The following is an 18656-nucleotide window of genomic DNA, read 5'->3' as shown; positions in this document are numbered from 1 at the left end:
ATGGCAATAATATGCGAAATAGATTTAAATAATCAAAAAGAGATTTTTGAGTTTGATAAGGTTGCTAAACAAGCAAATGGTTCTGTGTTAGCAAAAGTTGGAGATTGTGTAGTTTTAGCAGCTGTTGCTTGTGAATTTGATAATCCTGTAAGTGAAGATTTTACTCCTTTAACTGTACAATATATTGAAAAAACTTATGCATCTGCAAAGTTACCAGGTGGTTTTATAAAAAGAGAAGCTAAACCAAGTGATTTTGAAACTTTAACTTCAAGAGTTATTGATAGAAGCTTAAGACCTCTATTTCCAAAAGGTTTTGTATATCCAACAACAATAACTGTAATGGTTTTAAGTGCTGATAAAGATGTTGATTTACAAACTATTGCTTTAAATGCTGCAAATGCTGCACTATATACTTCAAATCTACCAATTAAGAAATCAGTTTGTGGAGTAAGAGTAGGAAAAATAGATGATAAATTAGTTTTAAATCCAAATCAAGAAGATTTAACTAATTCAACACTAGATTTATATATTGCTGGTTCTAAAGATGAACTTTTAATGATTGAGATGAAAAGCTCATCTTCATTAAAAGATAAAGAGCATTGTGCAAATGAGATGAATGAAGAAGATTTAGTAAAGGCAATCTCTTTTGCTCAAGAAGCTTTAAAAAAAGCAAATATTAAATATGAAGAAAATTTTGAAAAAGCATCTAAAGAGAGAGTAAATATTGAACTTATTGAATTTACAATAGATGAGAAAATAATATCTTATGTAAGAGATAATTTCTCAAATGATGTAAAAGATGCAATTAAAAAATTAGCAAAAAGTGAAAGAGCAACAGAACTAAAAGAATTAGCAAAAAAAATTAGTCAAAATGAATATTGTACTTCAAATGAAATTGAAAATTCTACAATATATGAAGCTGTAAATATTGTAAAAAGAGAGCTTGTAAGAGCTATGATTGTTGATGATAAAGTAAGAGCAGATGGTAGAGGTTTAAAAGATGTTAGACCAATTAGTATTGAGACAAATATTTTACCAAAAGCTCACTCATCTTGCTTGTTTACAAGAGGGGAAACTCAAGCTTTAGTTGTAGGAACAATTGCTGGTGCTAAAGATGGTCAGATGTATGAAGTTCTAACAGATAAAGCAACTTCAATGGAAAACTTTATGGTACATTATAACTTTCCAGGATTTAGTGTTGGTGAAGCAAAACCAATTTTTGGTGTAGGAAGAAGAGAGTTAGGTCATGGAAATTTAGCAAAAAAAGCTCTAGAGGCAACAATTAGTAAAAACTATAATGAAACAGTTAGATTAGTTTCTGAAATACTTGAATCAAATGGTTCTTCATCTATGGCAACAGTTTGTGGTGGTTCATTGGCTTTAAAAGCTGCAAAAATACCAATATCTGATCTTGTTGCAGGAGTTGCTATGGGAATGGTTGTTGAAGATGATAAATACTCTATATTAACTGATATTATGGGTCTAGAAGATCATGATGGTGATATGGATTTTAAAGTTGCTGGTACAAAAAATGGTATTACAGCTTTACAAATGGATATTAAACTTGGTGGAATAGAGTTATCTGTTTTAACAGAGGCATTAAATCAAGCAAAAGAGGGTAGATTACATATTTTAAATATTATGGAAGATGCAAGTAAAGATATAGTTTCTAGCAAAGCTTTACCTAAATGTGAAGAGTTTGAAATAGATTCTTCTAAAATGATGATAGTTATTGGTAAAGGTGGTTCAACTATTAAAGAAATTATTGAAAAGTATTCAGTAAATATTGATTTAGATAGAGATAATGGTATTGTTAAAGTAAGTGGAGAAGATGAAAATAAGATTTTTGATGCTTGTGAATTTATCAAAAATCTAGTTAATAATTCTAGCTCTTCAAAGCCACAAGTTAAAAATATAGATTTTGAAAAACTATACTCTATTGATGAAAAAGTAAGTGGAAAAGTTGAAAGAGTTGTTGATTTTGGTGCATTTATTTCATTGGAAAAGGGTGGAGAAGGACTTCTTCATATATCAAAAATTTCAAAAGATAGAATAGAAAAAGCAAGTGATGTATTAAGTGTAGGTCAAGAACTTGAAGTAAAAGTGCTAAAAGTACAAAAAGATCGAATAGAATTAGGTTTAAATTAGTATAGAAATAATATTATATTAATATTTCTTTTGGTACGATAGTAAAATTTTATAAAATGAAGACGATTAAGGGGTTTATATGGCCAAGCTTTTAATAGTGGATGATTCTACAATGTTAAGAGACATGCTAAACTATGCTCTAAATGAGGGTGGATATACACAAGTAGTAGAAGCAGTAGATGGAATTGATGGTTTAGCAAAAGCACAAAGTACAAATTTTGATTTAATTATAACAGATATTAATATGCCAAACATGGATGGTATAGCTTTAGTTGGAGAACTTAGAAAAATTCCTCAATATGCAAAAACTCCTATTTTAGTTTTAACAACAGAAAGAAGTGATGAGATGAAAGCAAAAGGTAAAGTAGCTGGTGCTACAGGATGGATTGTAAAGCCTTTTGTTCCTGACCAGCTATTAAAAGCTGTTAATATAGTACTAAGTAGATAAGGAGCTAGTATGTCATTTGATATTTCAAAATATAGAGAGATGTTTTTAGAAGAGGCTGTTGAACTTTTTGAATCAGCTGATAATGTTCTTTTAGAAGCTGAAAATAATGGTACTTTAACTGATGATGAGATGGGGCAACTGTTTAGGGATGTACATACATTAAAAGGTAGTGGAGCATCTGTTGAATTGGCATTTTTTGCTGAATTTACTCATGATGTTGAAAATCTTATGGATAAGCTAAGAAGTCATAAAATAGAGTATAAATCTGAAATGGCTGAAACTTTAATTGATGGTCTTGATGTAATGAAAGAGATTTTAGAGCTGGAAGTTGCTGAAGAGATGACTAGAGAAAAGTTTGTTGAAATGACAACTGATCTACTTGAAGAAATAAGAGCTTACTCAAATGAAGACTCATCAAAAAATATTTCTCAAAATGCAGAAAAAACTGATGAGAAGGTAATTACTACAAAAGTAGTTCAAAACAATATACCAAAAGATGAAAATATTGATTTTAAGAAAAAAGCTTTTGGTATATTTAAAGATGAAAAAAATGACTCTTCATATGAAGGTTTTGGTTTCTTTGATGATGATTTAAATGAGAAAAACAGTAGTAAAGCTGATTTTTTCGAAGATGCACCAAAAATAACTCCAGATTCTGTTATGAAAACAAATGATATAGAAGAAAATAAAAAAAATAATCAAGATAAAGTTACTGAAACTCCTAGAAAACAAAGAGATAGAAGTAAAGATGATAGTAAAAATGAAAATAAGAAAACTATATCAAACAATAATAATAGTATAAGAGTAAACTTAGATAAAATTGATCTTCTAATGACTAATGTAGGAGATTTAGTAATAACAAATGCTATGCTTACACAATTTTCTTCAACAATTGAAGAATCAAAAATAAGAGGACCTGTTTTAGAAAGATTAGAACTTCTAGAAAGACATATAAGAGATATGCAAGATAGTATTATGAGTATTAGAATGGTTCCGATGGATTCAATTTACTCTAAATTTCCGAAAGTAGTAAGAGATATTTCTAAAAAACTTAATAAAAAAGTTGAGTTTAAACACTTTGGAGACAATGTTGAAATAGATAAAGCTATGATTGAAGGTTTAACAGATCCTTTAATGCATATTATTAGAAACTCTTTAGATCATGGAATTGAAATGCCAGAAGATAGAATAAACTCAGGTAAAAATGATACTGGAGTTATTAGTATATCAGCAGAACAAGCAAATGGTCAAATGATTATTACTGTTAGTGATGATGGTAAAGGTATTGATAGTGAGAAAGTTGCTCAAAAAGCATTAGAAAAAGGACAAATTGACGAAAATCAATATAATAGCATGTCTCATAATGAAAAAGCTCTTTTAGTATTTGGAGCTGGTGTTTCAACAGCGGATGAAGTTACTGATATTTCTGGTAGAGGTGTTGGTATGGATGTTGTAAGAACAAATATTCATAAACTTGGTGGAGCTATTAAATTAGATACAGAAATTGGAAGAGGTACAGTTATAACAATTATGCTTCCTTTAACTCTTGCTATCCTTGATGGGCTTGATATAAGAGTAGGAGAATATAAATATATTTTACCACTTAGTTCTATTGTTGAGTCTCTTCAGCCATCTGCTGATATGATTAAAAAAATTGGAGATGGAACACAAGATCTTTTAATGCTAAGAGAAGAGTTTATCCCAGTTGTTAAGCTTCATAAATTATTTGGAATTAAGAAAAGCTTTGAGAATTTGGAAGATGGTATGTTAATTGTTGTAAGATCAGGAAACACAAAAGTTGCATTATCTATTGATGAATTCCTAAATCAGCATCAAGTAGTTGTTAAGCCTTTAGATAAAAACTTTAGAAGTGTACAAGGAATAGGGGCTGCAACAGTAAGAGGAGATGGAAGTATTGGATTAATTCTTGATGTTGTTGGAATTATTGATGCTCAAATCAAAATAGAAAGAAAAATGAATTCTTCAAAGAAGGCATCTTAAAAAAATATGAAGTATTCTACAGAGGATGTTCATAACAGAATTAAAAAGCTTCTTTATTCTCTAACAGGTATAACTTTAACAGAGAATAAAGATATTATGATATCAAATAGAATTGATAAGTTAAAAAGAAATTGCAATAACTATGGCGATATCATGGAGCTTTTAGACTCTATTGAAAAAGGTGTTTTTGTTACAGAATTCATAAATACTTTTACAACAAATAAGACTCACTTCTTTAGAGAGGATTTTCATTTTGAAGATTTAAGAGATAGAGTTTTACCTAATTTTTCTTCTTCAGTTTCTCCAATCTCTATTTGGTGTTCAGCTGCATCAACAGGAGAAGAACCTTATTCAATAGCAATGACTATCATAGAAACTAATAATAATTTAAATTCTCATCTAAAAGCAAATATTATTGCAACGGATATTGATACAGGTGTATTGCAATATGCAGCAGATGGAATATATAGATTTAGTAAAGCAGAGAAAGAGTTTCCAGATTGGATAAAACCTCAGAAATATTTTAGAAGAAGAGTTCAAAGCACTTTAACAGGAGAAGAAATTTTAATTAAAGCAAATGATGATTTAAAAAGAATGATAAGTTTTAGCCAAATGAACTTAAATGATAATTCATACCCATTTCCTAAAAATAATTTTGATGTAATTTTTTGTAGAAATGTTCTAATATATTTTTCTGTTGAAGATCAAAATAAGATATTAAAAAAACTGTTTAATCACCTAAAAATAGGAGGAACTCTATATTTAGGTCACTCTGAAAATCCTCAAGATTTGATACATTATGTACAAAGAGTAGGGCAAAATATATTTATAAAAGAGAAAGATTTATAATGATTATTGTTGGAAGAAAAGATGGACGAATAGAAAAAACTCCAGCTTCATCAGTTTCACAAAAAATAAAAGGATACAATACTCATACTGTTTTAGGTGGAGAGTTTGCAGTTGTATCTGATAGTGAAGATATAGCATTAAAAACACTTTTAGGTTCTTGTGTAGCTTTAATGTTTTATGATAGAGTTAATAAAATAAAAAGTATGAATCACTTCTTATTACCAACAACAAGCGATAATACAAATGATATGAAATATGGATTATATTCAGTTGAAGCCATGCTAAATGAGATGTTTAAAATGGGCTCTTTAAAATCAAATATTTTTGCAAAAATTTCTGGTGGTGCAGATATTATGAACTTAAATTTAAAAACATCAATTGGTGAAAGAAATGTTGAATTTGCAAAAGAGTTTTGTCAGAAAGAGGGTATTCGAATTATTTCTGAACATACAAGAGGAACAAATGGAAGATTGATTCTTCTTGCAAATAATTTTGAAACATTTATAAAATCTACACAAAAAAGTGAAACAGTTAGTAAAATTGCTTCTAATGAGAAATCTTTACAAATTGAGATTTCTAAAGCACCTGTTATTAAAGAGTACTCAGGAGCTATTGAGCTTTTTGGTAAAAATAAAGATAAACTTGATGAAAAAATGGAAATAGAACTTTTTTAAAATATTTTAGGATAAGAATTAAATGTATACAGTATTAATAATAGATGATTCTGCTTCAATGAGAAGGATATTAAAAGATATCATAAATTCAATTGATGATTTTGAAGTTGTTGATGTTGCAAATGATGCTTACGAAGCAAGAGAAAAAATAAAAGAGTATGAACCAGATTTGGTTACAATAGATATAAATATGCCAAAAATGGATGGAGTTACTTTTTTAAGAAATTTAATGAGACTTCACCCTATGCCAGCAGTTATTGTATCAGGTGAAAGTGTTAGAGGAAATGATATTTTTGATGATGGAGCAGTTGGTTTTATACCAAAACCAAGTACTGGAGAAAGTATAAAATCTTTTGAAGAAAGAATAAAAGACACTTTAATGAATCTTACTTTTTTGCTTAAAAGATATTCTATAAAAAAACCAAAAGCACTTAAAAAAGATTATAAACCTTCTATCTCTCCAAATTATAAGGTTCATCCTGATGAAGTAATTCCATTAAAACCTGCTGTTTTTGGTGGGCAAAGACTAATAGCAATTGGATCATCAACAGGTGGAGTTGAAAGTTTATTAAGAGTTTTTAAAAAGCTACCAAATGATTTACCTCCAATATTAATAACACAACATATACCTTATGGTTTTTCTAATTCATTTGCCCAAAGATTAAATGATCATTCAGATGTAAATGTTTGTGAAGCAACAGATGGTTTAACACTAGAATATGGTCATGCTTATTTAGCACCTGGGAATATGCATTTAACTATTGAAAAAGTTGGAAATAGTTTAAAAACAAAACTATTAGATTCTAAAAAAGTAAGCCAACATAAACCAAGTGTTGATGTTCTTTTTAGATCTGTGAATAATTGTGTTGGTGGCTCTGCAATGGCTGTTATGATGACTGGAATGGGTGATGATGGAACTATTGCTATGAAAGAATTATTTGATAATGGTGCTTATACAATTGCACAAAATGAAGCTAGTTGTGTTGTTTTTGGAATGCCTATGAAGGCAATTGCAGCTGGAGCAGTAAAAGAAATTGTACATTTAGATGAAATTGCTGATTATATAATAGCTTTTTCTAGAGGTAAGCTTAGATAAATTAGATAAAGAAAAAAAGATAAACATTTTCTAAAAATTTATCAATATCTTTTCTTAAAAAAGTAGGGCGAGAATATTTAAGTTTTAAATCTTCATCTTTAGATATAAAATCAATTATTTCTTTTATTTTTTTATAAGATATTCTTAAGTTATAATGAATGTAATCTATTGCTTTAAAATTATCAGTTTTATTTATTTTTCTATTTGTAGGAATTTTTTCAAAAAAATAGTTATATAACTCATTTGCATTATTTAGAGTTGTATCTATCGTATTATTATAGTTATTATGTAAATACAACTTTTTTGTATTTATATAATAGTTATAAGGACTAATATTAAATTTGTTTCTTTGATTAGTTTTTTCTTTAATTACATAATTTAAATTCATAAGTTTTTTTAAGTTTTTACAAATTATATTTATTGAAGATATTGAAATATCTTTTTGAAGTTGTTTTATAGTAAAAGCATTATTATTTGCTATGTAAACTAATATTCTAAACTCTGAATGAGTTAAAGATTTATCTTTTGAAGCAAATGCTAAAAGATTGAATGTAGTTTCTAATTTTAAATTTTCCATTATATTTCCTTTTTTCCTTAAACCATAACTTTAATAACTTATTCAAAACTTTAGTATTGAAAACTATAATTTTCAAACTAATATTAACATTATAATAGATATACTTCTTTCTATTAATTTAAAGGCTTTTTATGAGATATGATTTAGATTTTAAAAACAATTTTGAATCTACACTTCTTTTTTGGATTGAGAGATTCGTTAGATATAAACTTACTAGTTTATCAAATAGAAATGTATTAGATAAAGATAGATTAGCTTCTATTATTCAATTATTAGTAAAAGGTACAAAATCTATTGAAGAATTAGAAATAATTGTAAAAAATGCAAGGAATATAGGTTTAGCTGGAATTAATACATACTTTATCCCTCTTTTAAAGCTGTATAAATATACATTAAATCTAGGATTAGCATCTATGAAAGAGATAGATGAAGAGTTTCTTAGTGATTTTCTAGCTAGTCAAACTAGCTCTTTATCAGATGCAAGTAAAAAAAATCATAGAATTGCTTTACTTGCACTATTTTCATATATAGATAAACAAAATGAGAATGAAGATGGAACTTCTTATTTATTCAAAATTGAGTTGAAAAACTGGGGTGGACTAAGTGGAAATAGTGGTACAAAGCTACCCTCTTTTATGAATAAAGTTGAAGTAAGTAGATTCTTAGAGGCAATTGATAATTTTGAGTTTTCAGAAAACACAGGATATAGAAATAGACTTATTATTAAAATAATAATTTATACAGGAATAAGAGTTAGCGAAATGCTAAATCTAAAAATAAAAGAAATTTTCAATGAAAATGATGTTTATATGTTACAAATTAGAGGAAAAGGTAATAAGCCAAGAGTTGTTATGATAAAAAAAGAGATAATTGAGCATGATTTACAAAATTGGTTAACACAAAGAGTTTGCAATAGTGATATATTGGTTTGTAATCAAAAAGGAGATAGATTAACTCAGGCATATATAAGTCGAGTTGTTGAAAATATTCTAATAAGTGCTGGAATAAGAAAAGAGAAAAATGGTGCTCATATGTTAAGACATAGTTTTGCAACCCTACTTTATTCAAAACATAAAGATTTGATATTAGTTCAAGAAGCTTTAGGTCATGCAGATATAAATACTAGCCGTATTTATACCCACTTTGATAAAGATAGATTAAGAAAAACTACTGAAATATTCTAAAATAAAGAAGAAGTTTGATAAGAATCTATAAGATTATCTTTTATAGATTCTAAATAGATATTATCATCATAATCAAGATAAATAGAATAATCTCCAATATTAAAACTATTTTGTATCTCTCTTTTATTTAAAAAACTCTCTTCATCAATATTTGAAAAAAAATTTTCTAAATGATATTGTGCCAAGGATGGAGAATATTCATCTAATATCTGTTCTAAATGAATAAAATTATCTATATTAAATAGCGAAAATATACCATTTTTCTCTATTTGTTTAATCATTATTGCATAATTCCTAAAAGAGATGATAATCTTTCATCATTTGGATCTAGTTTATTGATGTTCTCTTTTTCTTTTTTCTCAGGTGCAAAAGCAAGTAAATCATTACTCTCTTTAATATCTTCATTTTTTATAGTTTCAATTTTACTTATATTATCATTTAAATTTTCTTCAACAATATTTACCTTATTATCTTCTACAATAATATTATCATCTTGAGCATTTTTATTTAATATATTTTCAATTTGACCCAACATAGAATATATTGTTGTTTTATCATCTTCTGTATTATTTTTAAGTTCATTAACATTTATTGTTAATGAACTATTTTCTTCTTCTAAAGAACTTATCTTTTTATTTTTAGATTCAAGAGTCTGTTTTAGTTCATTATTCTCTATTTGAAGCTCTTGATAAGCACCCATTAGTCTTGTTAATGCATCATTTAATTTTGAAATTGTTTCTGAATTTGTCATACTCTTAAATCCTTTATCACTTATATAATTTTACTGAATTTGTATTATTACAAAATTTAGCTAATAATTCCATCAATTTTTAACAATGATTCAACTTTTGCTTCTCTTTGTGCAAAATTATAGAATAATTTATCCATATCAATACTTCCACCTTTACTTAATATTTCATTTTTATATTTAATTCCAAGCTCTTTATTAAATATATTTCCAGACTCTATAAACATATGAAAAGCATCTGCACTTAGTACTTCTGCCCATTTATAAGAGTAATATCCAGCACTATATCCTCCTGCAAAAATATGAGAAAATCCATTTTGGAATTTATTATAAATAGGAGGGATCATTGCAGAAAAATCTTTTCTAATAGAATCTAATAGATTTTGTACTTCATTTTCATTTTTGTATAACTTTTGATGTAGTTTAAAATCAAACATAGCAAATTCTATTTGTCTTACAGTCGCCATTGATGATTGAAAATTTCTTGCTTTTATTAGTTTATCAATAGCTTCATCACTTAAAGTCTCTTTTGTTTTATAATGTTTTGCAAAAAGCTTTAAAACCTCTTTATCATATGAAAAGTATTCTAAAAATTGTGATGGAAATTCTACTACATCCCAAGCAACTCCAGAAATTCCACTTACATTTACCTCTTCTACTTTACTTAATAAATGGTGTAGTGCATGTCCCATTTCATGAAATAGAGTTACAACATCACTATGTCTAAGAAGTGATGGAATTTCATCTGAAGATGGTGGAAAATTACAAACTATATAAGCTGTTGGAAGGTTTATTTCACCTTTACTAGTTTTATAGTGTGAATGCCAGTTGTTCATCCAAGCACCACCTCTTTTATCTTTTCTAGATTCTAAATCTATAAAAATTCTAGCACTAATAACTCCATTTTCAATTAAATCATAAACCTGTACTTTATCATCCCAAGCTTTTGCATCTGTCTTTGTAAATTTAACTTCAAACATAGCTTCCATAAAATCAAAAAAACCTTTTAATACTGAATTTTGCTCAAAATATGGTCTGTAATACTCTTCATCAATATCATATTGAGCTTTTTTAAGCTTCTGACTATAATAACTCATATCACTTGATTTAAAATCTTTAATTCCATCTTTTAATGCAAGCTCTTTTAACTCTTCAAGCTCTTTTTTTGCATTAGGTTTAGCAAGGTTTCCAATTTTTTCTAAAAAGTTTACAACTTCTTGTTCTGTTTTTACCATTTTTGTAGCCAAAGAGAAAGAAGCATAATTTTCAAAACCTAAAATCTTAACTTTTTCATCTTTTAGTTTAAGTATTTGTTCAATAATTAGTCCGTTTTCTGGTGCTCTTGTAGTATAAGCTTTATAAAGTTCTTCTCTTTTTTCTCTTGATGTACCATAAGTCATATATGCTAAATAAGAAGGCATTTGTAATGTAAATCTATATTTCACTTTTCCATTTACTTCAAATTTTGCTAATTCTAAATCTGATTTGGGAATCTCTTTTACATCTTCAAGGTTTTCAACTATTAATTCAAAATCATTTGTAGCTTTTAAAAGGTTTTGAGAAAACTTATGAGAAAGTTCTGCTAAAGTCAAATCAATCTCTTCAAGTCTTTTCTTATTCTCTTTTTCAAGCTGACATCCTGATAATTCAAAGTCTCTTATTTCATTTTCAAGCACTTTATTTTGTATAATATTTAAATATGTATATTCCTTAGACTGTATATCTTTTAAAGCACTATAAATATTTTCATTTTGGCTTAGCTCACTTTCATATTTTGATATTAAAGGAAGGCACTCTTCATATACTTTTGAAGTTAGTTCAGAGTTTTTTACTGAATCAATATGAAATATAGGAGTAAGAAATATATTAATATTCTCCCCTATTTCTTGAAATGGTACAACAAAGTTTTTATATGTTTTATTCTCTATTTCTAAAAGTTCTTTAATCTCTTCTCTACTATTATTTAATATATCTTCCAATAAATCTCTTGATTTTTCTAAATTATCTAAATTAAACTCTTTAAACATCATTTATTCTCCTTTTTTTCTTTAAATTTTAGAGTAAACCCTCTATCAAACTTCTCATAATCTTTATAAAAACTATGAAATTCTACATTAAACTCTTTAAAATACTCTTCTAGACTAAGCTTTTGATCATAACCCATTTCACAAAGTAAATAAGGAATATCTCTTTTATTTGTCTCTTTTATAATATTTTTAATAAGTTCATCTCCTATAAGACCTCCAAAAAGTGCATTTTTGGGTTCAAACTCTACATTTTTAGGTAATTTATATGAATCTTTTATATATGGTGGATTTGAAACTACCATAAACACATCTTCTGTTTTAATATTTGTAAATAAATTACTGTTTATAAACTCTATTTTATTGCTTACAGAAAATTTATCTGCATTTTTTTGTGCAAGTTCCAAGGCTTTTGGATTAATATCAACAGCTACTATCTCAATATTTTCAATTAATAGTGCCAACATAGTAGATATTATTCCACTTCCTGTACCAATTTCTACTATCTTTAAAGTTTTTTCTTTATATTTTTCACTATTTTCTAGCTCTTTTTCAATAATTTCTTTTGCATTTTCTACTAATATCTCAGTTTCTGGTCTTGGAATTAGAACACCATCTTGAACAATAAAACTTTCACCATAAAAACTAGCTCTTTTTATAATATATTCTAAAGGATATCCACTAGCTCTTTTTTTTATCAATTCTTGAAGTTCTTTCTCTTTTGTATATGGCTTATCATAGTTAAGATGTAGCCAAATAACATTTTTTTCCAATAAATACATAATCAATATCTCAACTTCTTTAGCTGGAATATGTGTAACTTCTTTTAATTCTGATGTGTATTTTCTTACACAATCCTTTATTGTCATTTTTAACCTTTTAATCTAAAATATAGAGAGATATTTCATCTGCTAATAGAAAATTATTATTATAAACCCTATTATCTACTATACAAACTCTGTTTTCTTCTATTAGTTCATCTATTTTATTTAATTCTGTTTTTGTAAATAAACTCATATCAACACCAAACTTACACCTAAAACCCAATAAAACTTTTTCTGCTTTTATATCTTCATTTTCAAGATTTTCAAAGCTTTTATATAAAGGATTTTCAATATATTTTTCTATACTTTTATTTGTATATTCTCTTTTACCATCAATAAAAGCAACAGCACCAGCACCAAGACCCAAATACTCTTTATGGCTCCAATAACCATAATTATGTTTTGACTCAAACTCTTCTTTTAAAGAAAAATTTGCTATTTCATACTGTTTATAACCTAAATCATTTAAGTATTTAAAAAGTTCATAACTAAGATCTTCATCATCTATTTTTAAACTTTTTTTACTTTTTCTTAACTCTTTTTCATATAAAAAGAATTTTGTATCTTCTTCGATAATTAAACTATATGCACTTATGTGTTCAACTTCTAAACTTTTTATTGTATCAAAATCTTCTTTTAAACTCTTAAATGTATCATCTTGAACACCATAGATTATATCGCAATTAATACTATTAAAACCTATACATTTTGCATTTTGTATTGCCTTAATAGCATTAAGTCTATTGTGATTTCTTCCTAAAAATTTTAGTTTTTTATCATTAAAGCTTTGTACACCAAAGCTAACTCTATTTACTCCAAAATCAAACATTGTTTCTAGCCACTCTTTTGTTGCACTATTTGGATTTGCTTCTGTTGTAATTTCACAATCTTTTTCTAAATATGGTTTTAAAAGTTTAAAAATATTTTTATATAAATGTGCATCTATTGTTGAAGGTGTTCCTCCTCCTATAAATACTGTTTCTAATCTCATATTTTTATCTTTTAAATATCTATCAATACTGTCTTCTAAGCCTATTTCCAAGGCTTTCATATAATTTATCTTTTGGCTATTTTTATTTGTGTAAGAGTTAAATGCACAGTAAAAACATTTACTATCACAAAAAGGTATATGTATGTATAAAAGCAATTTTTAATCCTATATTATATAAAATATCGAGCTAATTATAAGGAAAAATATATTTATGACTAATAAAGAAGAGAATGAAACAGAGAAAAAAAATTTAAGACCAAATGTAGCAGCAATTATTTTGTCATCAAGATATCCAGAAAAATGTGAGATTTTTATAGCTTCAAGAGTAGATGTTTCAAATGCTTGGCAATTTCCTCAAGGTGGAATTGACGATGGTGAAAGTTCAAAAGAAGCTCTATTTAGAGAACTTGAAGAAGAAATAGGAACAAAAGATGTAGAAATAATTGCTGAATATCCAGATTGGGTATCTTATTTATTTCCTCCTGTTATTGCCAAAAAGATGTATCCATATGATGGGCAAAAACAAAAGTATTATTTAGTTAAATTAAAACAAGGAGCAAAAATAGATATAAATACTGATATTCCAGAGTTTAGTGAATATAAATTTGTATCTATAAAAGATATTTATGAACATATAACATTTTTTAAAAGAACTGTTTATAAGCAGGTGTTAAAGTATTTTAAACAAGAGGGATATATTTAAAAAGGAAAAGGATAAATGTTAAAGGTATTAAAATTTGGTGGTACAAGTGTTGGAACATTGGAAAGAATTTCAAATGTTGCTCAAATTATTAAAAAAATAAAAGATGAAGGTCATGATGTTATAGCTATTGTTTCAGCTATGAGTGGAGAGACTAATAAATTAATAGAATATGCAGAATATTATAGTAAAACTCCAGAACCAAGAGAAATTGATATGCTATTAAGTTCTGGTGAAAGAGTTACTTCAGCCCTACTTTCTATTGCATTAAATAGTTTAGGTTATAAAACAACTTCTATGACTGGTCGTGAAGCTGGAATCTTAACAACAGATTCTCACACTAAAGCAAAAATTGAAGATATTGATACAAGAAAAATGAAAAATGCCTTAAATGAAGGTAATATAATAATTGTTGCTGGTTTTCAAGGAGTTACAAAAGATGGTTCAAGAGTTACTACTTTAGGTAGAGGTGGAAGTGATTTATCTGCTGTGGCAATTGCAGGTGCAATAAAAGCAGATGTTTGTGAAATTTATACAGATGTTGATGGTATCTATACAACAGATCCAAGAATTGAGCCAAAAGCAAAAAAACTTGACAAAATATCTTATGATGAGATGTTAGAACTTGCAAGTTTAGGTGCAAAAGTTTTACAAAATAGATCAGTAGAAATGGCAAAAAAACTAAATGTAAATCTAGTATCAAGAAGTAGCTTCACTCCAGAAGTTGAAGGTACATTAATAACAAATGAAGAGGAAATAATGGAAAAACCAATTGTAAGTGGAATAGCTTTAGATAGAAATCAAGTTAGAGTAGGAATGTATGGTGTTATTGATAAACCAGGTGTTGCAAGTAAAATATTTACAGCTCTTGCTGATGCAAATATAAATGTTGATATGATAGTTCAAACAAGAGGACTTGATGGAACTACTGATTTAGATTTTACTGTTCCAACAAATGAATTAGAAATTTGTAAAAAAGTTATGGAACAATTTAAAGCTGAAGCTAAAAATATTGATTATAATGAAGCAATTTGTAAAGTTTCAATTGTTGGTGTTGGTATGAAATCAAATACAGGAGTTGCTTCAAAAGCATTTACAGCTTTAGCAAACGAAAATATTAATATTAGAATAATCTCTACAAGTGAAATAAAAATATCTATGATTATAGATGAGAAATATGCAGAATTAGCTGTAAGATCACTTCATGATGCTTATAATTTGGATAAATAAAAGTGCAAGAATTCTTAAATTGGACTGTTGATTTAATTAGACAAGATAAAGTTATATCTCCTTGGTTAGAGGAAAAAAAGTTTGAATGGACTCCTTTGGTTTCAAAGAATATAACTAATATTTTAGATAAAAACTACTCTGTTCTTATTGTTACAGATAACGATAGAGAGTGGTTTTTAAACTATGTTTTATCTAATATTAATTTAGCAAAATATAACAGACCTTATCTTCCTTTTTATGATTTTAGAGCATTTTTTAAAAACATAAATAGTGTAAGGTCTGAAGATGATATCCAAAATATAAAAGATATGTTAAAAATATCTTTTCCATCTGGTTATTGTTTTTGGTATATTGGTAAGTCTCAAGATCCAAAAGCAACTTTTGCAAAAATCACAAAAAGCTCATTTTTATGGATTTTTGATGAAGAAAGACAAGGTGCAATAAATTTAAAATCAAATGATGATGAGTTAGATATAAAGCTTTTACAAATGTTTAGGCTATATAATAAAACTTTAAGTGCTGCACTTTTTGCTCAAATAAATGTGGAGAATTAAGTTTTGCATCCTTTAAAAAGATCATCTATATTAGTTGTAAACAGTATTGATACAGCATTAGATGAAATTTTAAAATTCTATCCAAGTCACTATACAAGAGTTATAAAAAATAGTGAGAAAAGTGAATTCCAGATTTTAGATGCTCAAAATGCTCTAAAAGAGGCTTATATTGCTACAAATGAAACAAAATATATTTTTTTGTGTGGTTCAACTTTTAGAATAGAAGCACAAAACTCTTTATTAAAGGTTCTTGAAGAGCCACCTTTAAATATTGTTTTTATTCTATTAGTTGAGTCAAAAAGTTCAATTTTGCCTACAATACACTCAAGACTTCTATATAAAAATTTAAAAACAACTCATATAGAAAATAATTTAGATTTAAATATAAAACATTTAGATTTAAAGACTTTATATAACTTTATTAAAGAAAATCAAAGAATTTCAAAAGAAGATGCTATAAAACTTGTATCTAAAATACTTTTAAAAGCAAATGAAGATAAAGTATCTTTAGGAAAAAAAGAACTTGATAATTTTAATAAATCTATATCTCTTTTAGAATTAAATTCAAGACCAATAAATGTTCTAACTCATTTACTTCTATCTATTTTAGAAAAAGATCAAAAATGAATATCTATAAATTAAATTTAGAGAAAGTCGATGATTTTTTAAAAAATTTAGATTGTGATATTGGTGGAGTTAAAATTATGTCTAAAAAGACAAAAATACATACTCTTTTTATAAAAAACCTACATGTTGGTGCTGCAAATATTTTAAAGCAAGATGCATTATCTATTGGGGCTGATTTGGCAGTTCCAGAAGGAGTTGTAGTTGCAAAAGAGAAATATGTAGATGCTTTATTAATTGCTTCAAGTAAGCATCTTGAAATTTTAAGTAAAAAAGAGTTAGCACAGCCTTTTGGGCTAAAAGATTTAGCAAAGAATCTAAAAAAGTTTATACAAAAAGAGAATTATGAAACTAAAATAATGGGTATTTTAAACCTAAACAGTGACTCTTTTTTTGATAAGAGTAGAACAAAAGAGAGTGAAGTTTTAGATAAAATTTTATCTCAAATAGATGATGGTGCAAATATAATTGATATTGGTGCTGTTTCAAGTCGTCCTGGAAGTATTTACACAGGAGAAGATGAAGAGTTAAAAAGAGTTAAAAATACAGCTGATTTAATTTATAAACATAAACTTTATGAAAAAGTAGATTTTTCAATAGATTCTTATTCACCAAAAACAATAGATTATGTATTAAATTGTGGATTTAAAATTGTAAATGATATTACAGGCTTACAAAATGATGAAGTTTGTAAAATTATTGCAAAATATGATGCAAAAGCTGTTATTATGCATATGCAAAATGATCCAACAAATATGCAAAACAATCCAAAATATGATGATTTAATTATAGAAATTGATAGTTTTTTTGAAGAAAGAGTTAAAAAAGCAGAAAATTTTGGAATAAAAGATTTAATATTAGATGTAGGTATTGGTTTTGGAAAAAATTTAGAACATAATCTACTTTTACTCAAAAACCTAGAGCATTTTAAACATTTTGGCTATGAACTCTTAATTGGTGCTAGTAGAAAATCTATGATTAATATGATAAGCCCTAGTTCTATTGAAAATAGACTTAGCGGAACATTGGCAATTCATCTTGAATCACTTAGAAATGGTGCTTCTATTATAAGATGTCATGATGTTAAAGAGCATTTTCAAGCAATTAAAGTCTTTGAAGCAATAAATAGTATAAATTAACTTATACTATTTATAAAATTTCATGTAGAGTATTTGCCTTTTTCATCCACTCTTCAAGTTCATCATATCTTTCATCTTCAATCATTTTTTTTGCTCTACTCATCTGTTCTTCAAATGATTTTATAGATTCAAGCATATTTTCTCTATTTTGTTTAAAAATATCTCCCCACATTCTTGGACTTGATTTTGCAATTCTACTCATATCTTTAAATCCACCTGCTGCAAGAGCAATAATCTCTTTAGGATTTTGATAACTCATAACAGTATTTGCCAATGAAAACGAGATTAGATGAGGAAGATGCGATATATAACAAGCATTAATATCATGCTCTTTACTATCCATAACAACAATTCTCATACCTATTTCTTGGAAAATCTTAAATGCTCTATTTACATGTTTATTTTCATTATCTTCTAAATCACATAAAACTACTGTTTTACCTTCATATAAATTATCTATTGATGCTCTTGGTCCAGATTTTTCTGTTCCTGTCATTGGGTGAGCTGCTATAAAGTTTTTTCTAATTTTTTCTGGAATATTTTTAACAATATACTCTTTTGTTGAACCCATATCAATAATTGTTTTATCACTTTCTATATCTAAAAAGTCTGGAAACATCGATATAATAGCATCAACCGGAATAGAAAGTATTATAATATCACAAACTTTTTTTAAAGTTTGAAGATCAACTAATTCATCAACTAAAGCCAATTCTTCTATCTCTTTTTTATTTTTTCCACTATTTGTAAAACCATATACTTTACTTGCAATTCCATATCTTTTTACAGCTTTTGCGAAAGATCCACCCATTAGTCCTAAACCAACTATTCCAATATTCAAAATT

General features: G+C 26.9%; 19 protein-coding genes. 12 read left to right on the top strand and 7 right to left on the bottom strand.

The genetic code is table 11. The annotated features are described in order from the left end of the window. From ATH_RS04835 to ATH_RS04810, 6 genes are all read left to right on the top strand, one after another. Positions 1–2148, top strand: a complete 2148-nt coding sequence (locus tag ATH_RS04835; RefSeq protein WP_066183914.1) for a polyribonucleotide nucleotidyltransferase — start codon at positions 1–3, stop codon at positions 2146–2148. Positions 2149–2227: 79 nt separating this feature from the next. Beyond that, the gene (locus ATH_RS04830; protein ID WP_066183911.1) at positions 2228–2596 is read left to right on the top strand and encodes a response regulator; all 369 of its coding nucleotides are present in this window, start codon (positions 2228–2230) and stop codon (positions 2594–2596) included. A gap of 9 nt (positions 2597–2605) precedes the next feature. Then, positions 2606–4597, top strand: coding sequence for a chemotaxis protein CheA (locus tag ATH_RS04825; RefSeq protein WP_066183909.1), 1992 nt, complete (start codon positions 2606–2608; stop codon positions 4595–4597). A gap of 6 nt (positions 4598–4603) precedes the next feature. Next, positions 4604–5446 carry a CheR family methyltransferase gene (locus tag ATH_RS04820; protein ID WP_066183907.1) on the top strand — a complete coding sequence of 281 codons (843 nt, stop codon included), beginning with the start codon at positions 4604–4606 and terminating at the stop codon, positions 5444–5446. After that, the gene (locus ATH_RS04815) at positions 5446–6120 is read left to right on the top strand and encodes a chemotaxis protein CheD (protein ID WP_066183905.1); all 675 of its coding nucleotides are present in this window, start codon (positions 5446–5448) and stop codon (positions 6118–6120) included. The genes ATH_RS04820 and ATH_RS04815 overlap by 1 nt, the downstream gene beginning before the upstream one ends. Before the next feature lie 22 nt (positions 6121–6142). Continuing rightward, the gene (locus ATH_RS04810) at positions 6143–7216 is read left to right on the top strand and encodes a protein-glutamate methylesterase/protein-glutamine glutaminase (protein ID WP_066183902.1); all 1074 of its coding nucleotides are present in this window, start codon (positions 6143–6145) and stop codon (positions 7214–7216) included. 1 nt (position 7217) lies between these two features. Here ATH_RS04810 and ATH_RS04805 read toward each other — a convergent pair whose 3' ends face one another. Next, positions 7218–7793: a hypothetical protein gene (locus tag ATH_RS04805; RefSeq protein WP_066183899.1), complete on the bottom strand. Its 576-nt coding sequence runs from the start codon at positions 7791–7793 to the stop codon at positions 7218–7220. A 131-nt stretch (positions 7794–7924) separates the two neighbouring features. On the opposite strand from ATH_RS04805, the gene ATH_RS04800 reads away from it, so the two are divergent. Continuing rightward, the gene (locus ATH_RS04800) at positions 7925–8977 is read left to right on the top strand and encodes a tyrosine-type recombinase/integrase (RefSeq protein ID WP_066183896.1); all 1053 of its coding nucleotides are present in this window, start codon (positions 7925–7927) and stop codon (positions 8975–8977) included. On the opposite strand, the gene ATH_RS04795 is transcribed toward ATH_RS04800, so the two are convergent. From ATH_RS04795 to hemW, 5 genes are read right to left on the bottom strand one after another with little or no spacing between them, the layout of a single operon-like run. Continuing rightward, complete coding sequence (locus ATH_RS04795) at positions 8974–9258, bottom strand: hypothetical protein (protein WP_066183893.1); 285 nt, start codon at positions 9256–9258, stop codon at positions 8974–8976. The genes ATH_RS04800 and ATH_RS04795 overlap by 4 nt on opposite strands. Then, on the bottom strand, positions 9258–9728 hold the full coding sequence (locus ATH_RS04790) for a hypothetical protein (RefSeq protein WP_066183890.1): 471 nt from the start codon (positions 9726–9728) through the stop codon (positions 9258–9260). Before ATH_RS04790 ends, ATH_RS04795 begins: the two co-directional genes overlap by 1 nt. Positions 9729–9784: 56 nt before the next feature. Continuing rightward, positions 9785–11755, bottom strand: a complete 1971-nt coding sequence (locus ATH_RS04785) for a M3 family metallopeptidase (protein ID WP_066183888.1) — start codon at positions 11753–11755, stop codon at positions 9785–9787. After that, a complete protein-coding gene (gene prmC, locus ATH_RS04780; RefSeq protein ID WP_066183885.1) occupies positions 11752–12618 on the bottom strand; it encodes a peptide chain release factor N(5)-glutamine methyltransferase in 867 nt (288 codons plus the stop codon). Before prmC ends, ATH_RS04785 begins: the two co-directional genes overlap by 4 nt. 10 nt (positions 12619–12628) lie before the next feature. Next, on the bottom strand, positions 12629–13720 hold the full coding sequence (gene hemW / locus ATH_RS04775; protein ID WP_083190946.1) for a radical SAM family heme chaperone HemW: 1092 nt from the start codon (positions 13718–13720) through the stop codon (positions 12629–12631). Between the two features lie 55 nt (positions 13721–13775). Between hemW and ATH_RS04770 the strand changes: the two genes are divergently transcribed. From ATH_RS04770 to folP, 5 genes are read left to right on the top strand one after another with little or no spacing between them, the layout of a single operon-like run. Beyond that, entirely contained in the window at positions 13776–14267 is a 492-nt protein-coding gene (locus ATH_RS04770; protein ID WP_066183882.1) for an RNA pyrophosphohydrolase, read from the top strand. 15 nt (positions 14268–14282) lie between these two features. Then, the gene (locus ATH_RS04765; protein ID WP_066172911.1) at positions 14283–15494 is read left to right on the top strand and encodes an aspartate kinase; all 1212 of its coding nucleotides are present in this window, start codon (positions 14283–14285) and stop codon (positions 15492–15494) included. Positions 15495–15496: 2 nt separating this feature from the next. Then, entirely contained in the window at positions 15497–16048 is a 552-nt protein-coding gene (locus tag ATH_RS04760) for a HobA family DNA replication regulator (RefSeq protein ID WP_066172913.1), read from the top strand. A 3-nt stretch (positions 16049–16051) separates the two neighbouring features. After that, complete coding sequence (locus ATH_RS04755) at positions 16052–16675, top strand: DNA polymerase III subunit delta' (protein ID WP_083190945.1); 624 nt, start codon at positions 16052–16054, stop codon at positions 16673–16675. Continuing rightward, positions 16672–17811 (top strand): dihydropteroate synthase, encoded by a 1140-nt coding sequence (gene folP, locus ATH_RS04750; RefSeq protein ID WP_066183880.1) that lies wholly within the window; start codon positions 16672–16674, stop codon positions 17809–17811. The genes ATH_RS04755 and folP overlap by 4 nt, the downstream gene beginning before the upstream one ends. Before the next feature lie 10 nt (positions 17812–17821). Here the strand turns inward: folP and ATH_RS04745 are convergent, their stop codons facing one another. Further along, the gene (locus ATH_RS04745) at positions 17822–18652 is read right to left on the bottom strand and encodes a prephenate dehydrogenase (RefSeq protein WP_066183877.1); all 831 of its coding nucleotides are present in this window, start codon (positions 18650–18652) and stop codon (positions 17822–17824) included. Between the last annotated feature and the right edge of the window lie 4 nt (positions 18653–18656).

Origin of the sequence: Aliarcobacter thereius LMG 24486, assembly GCF_004214815.1 — a bacterium.
Lineage (GTDB): Bacteria > Campylobacterota > Campylobacteria > Campylobacterales > Arcobacteraceae > Aliarcobacter > Aliarcobacter thereius.
Note: the sequence above shows the minus strand (reverse complement) of the source record. Positions and strands in the feature narration are given on the sequence as shown.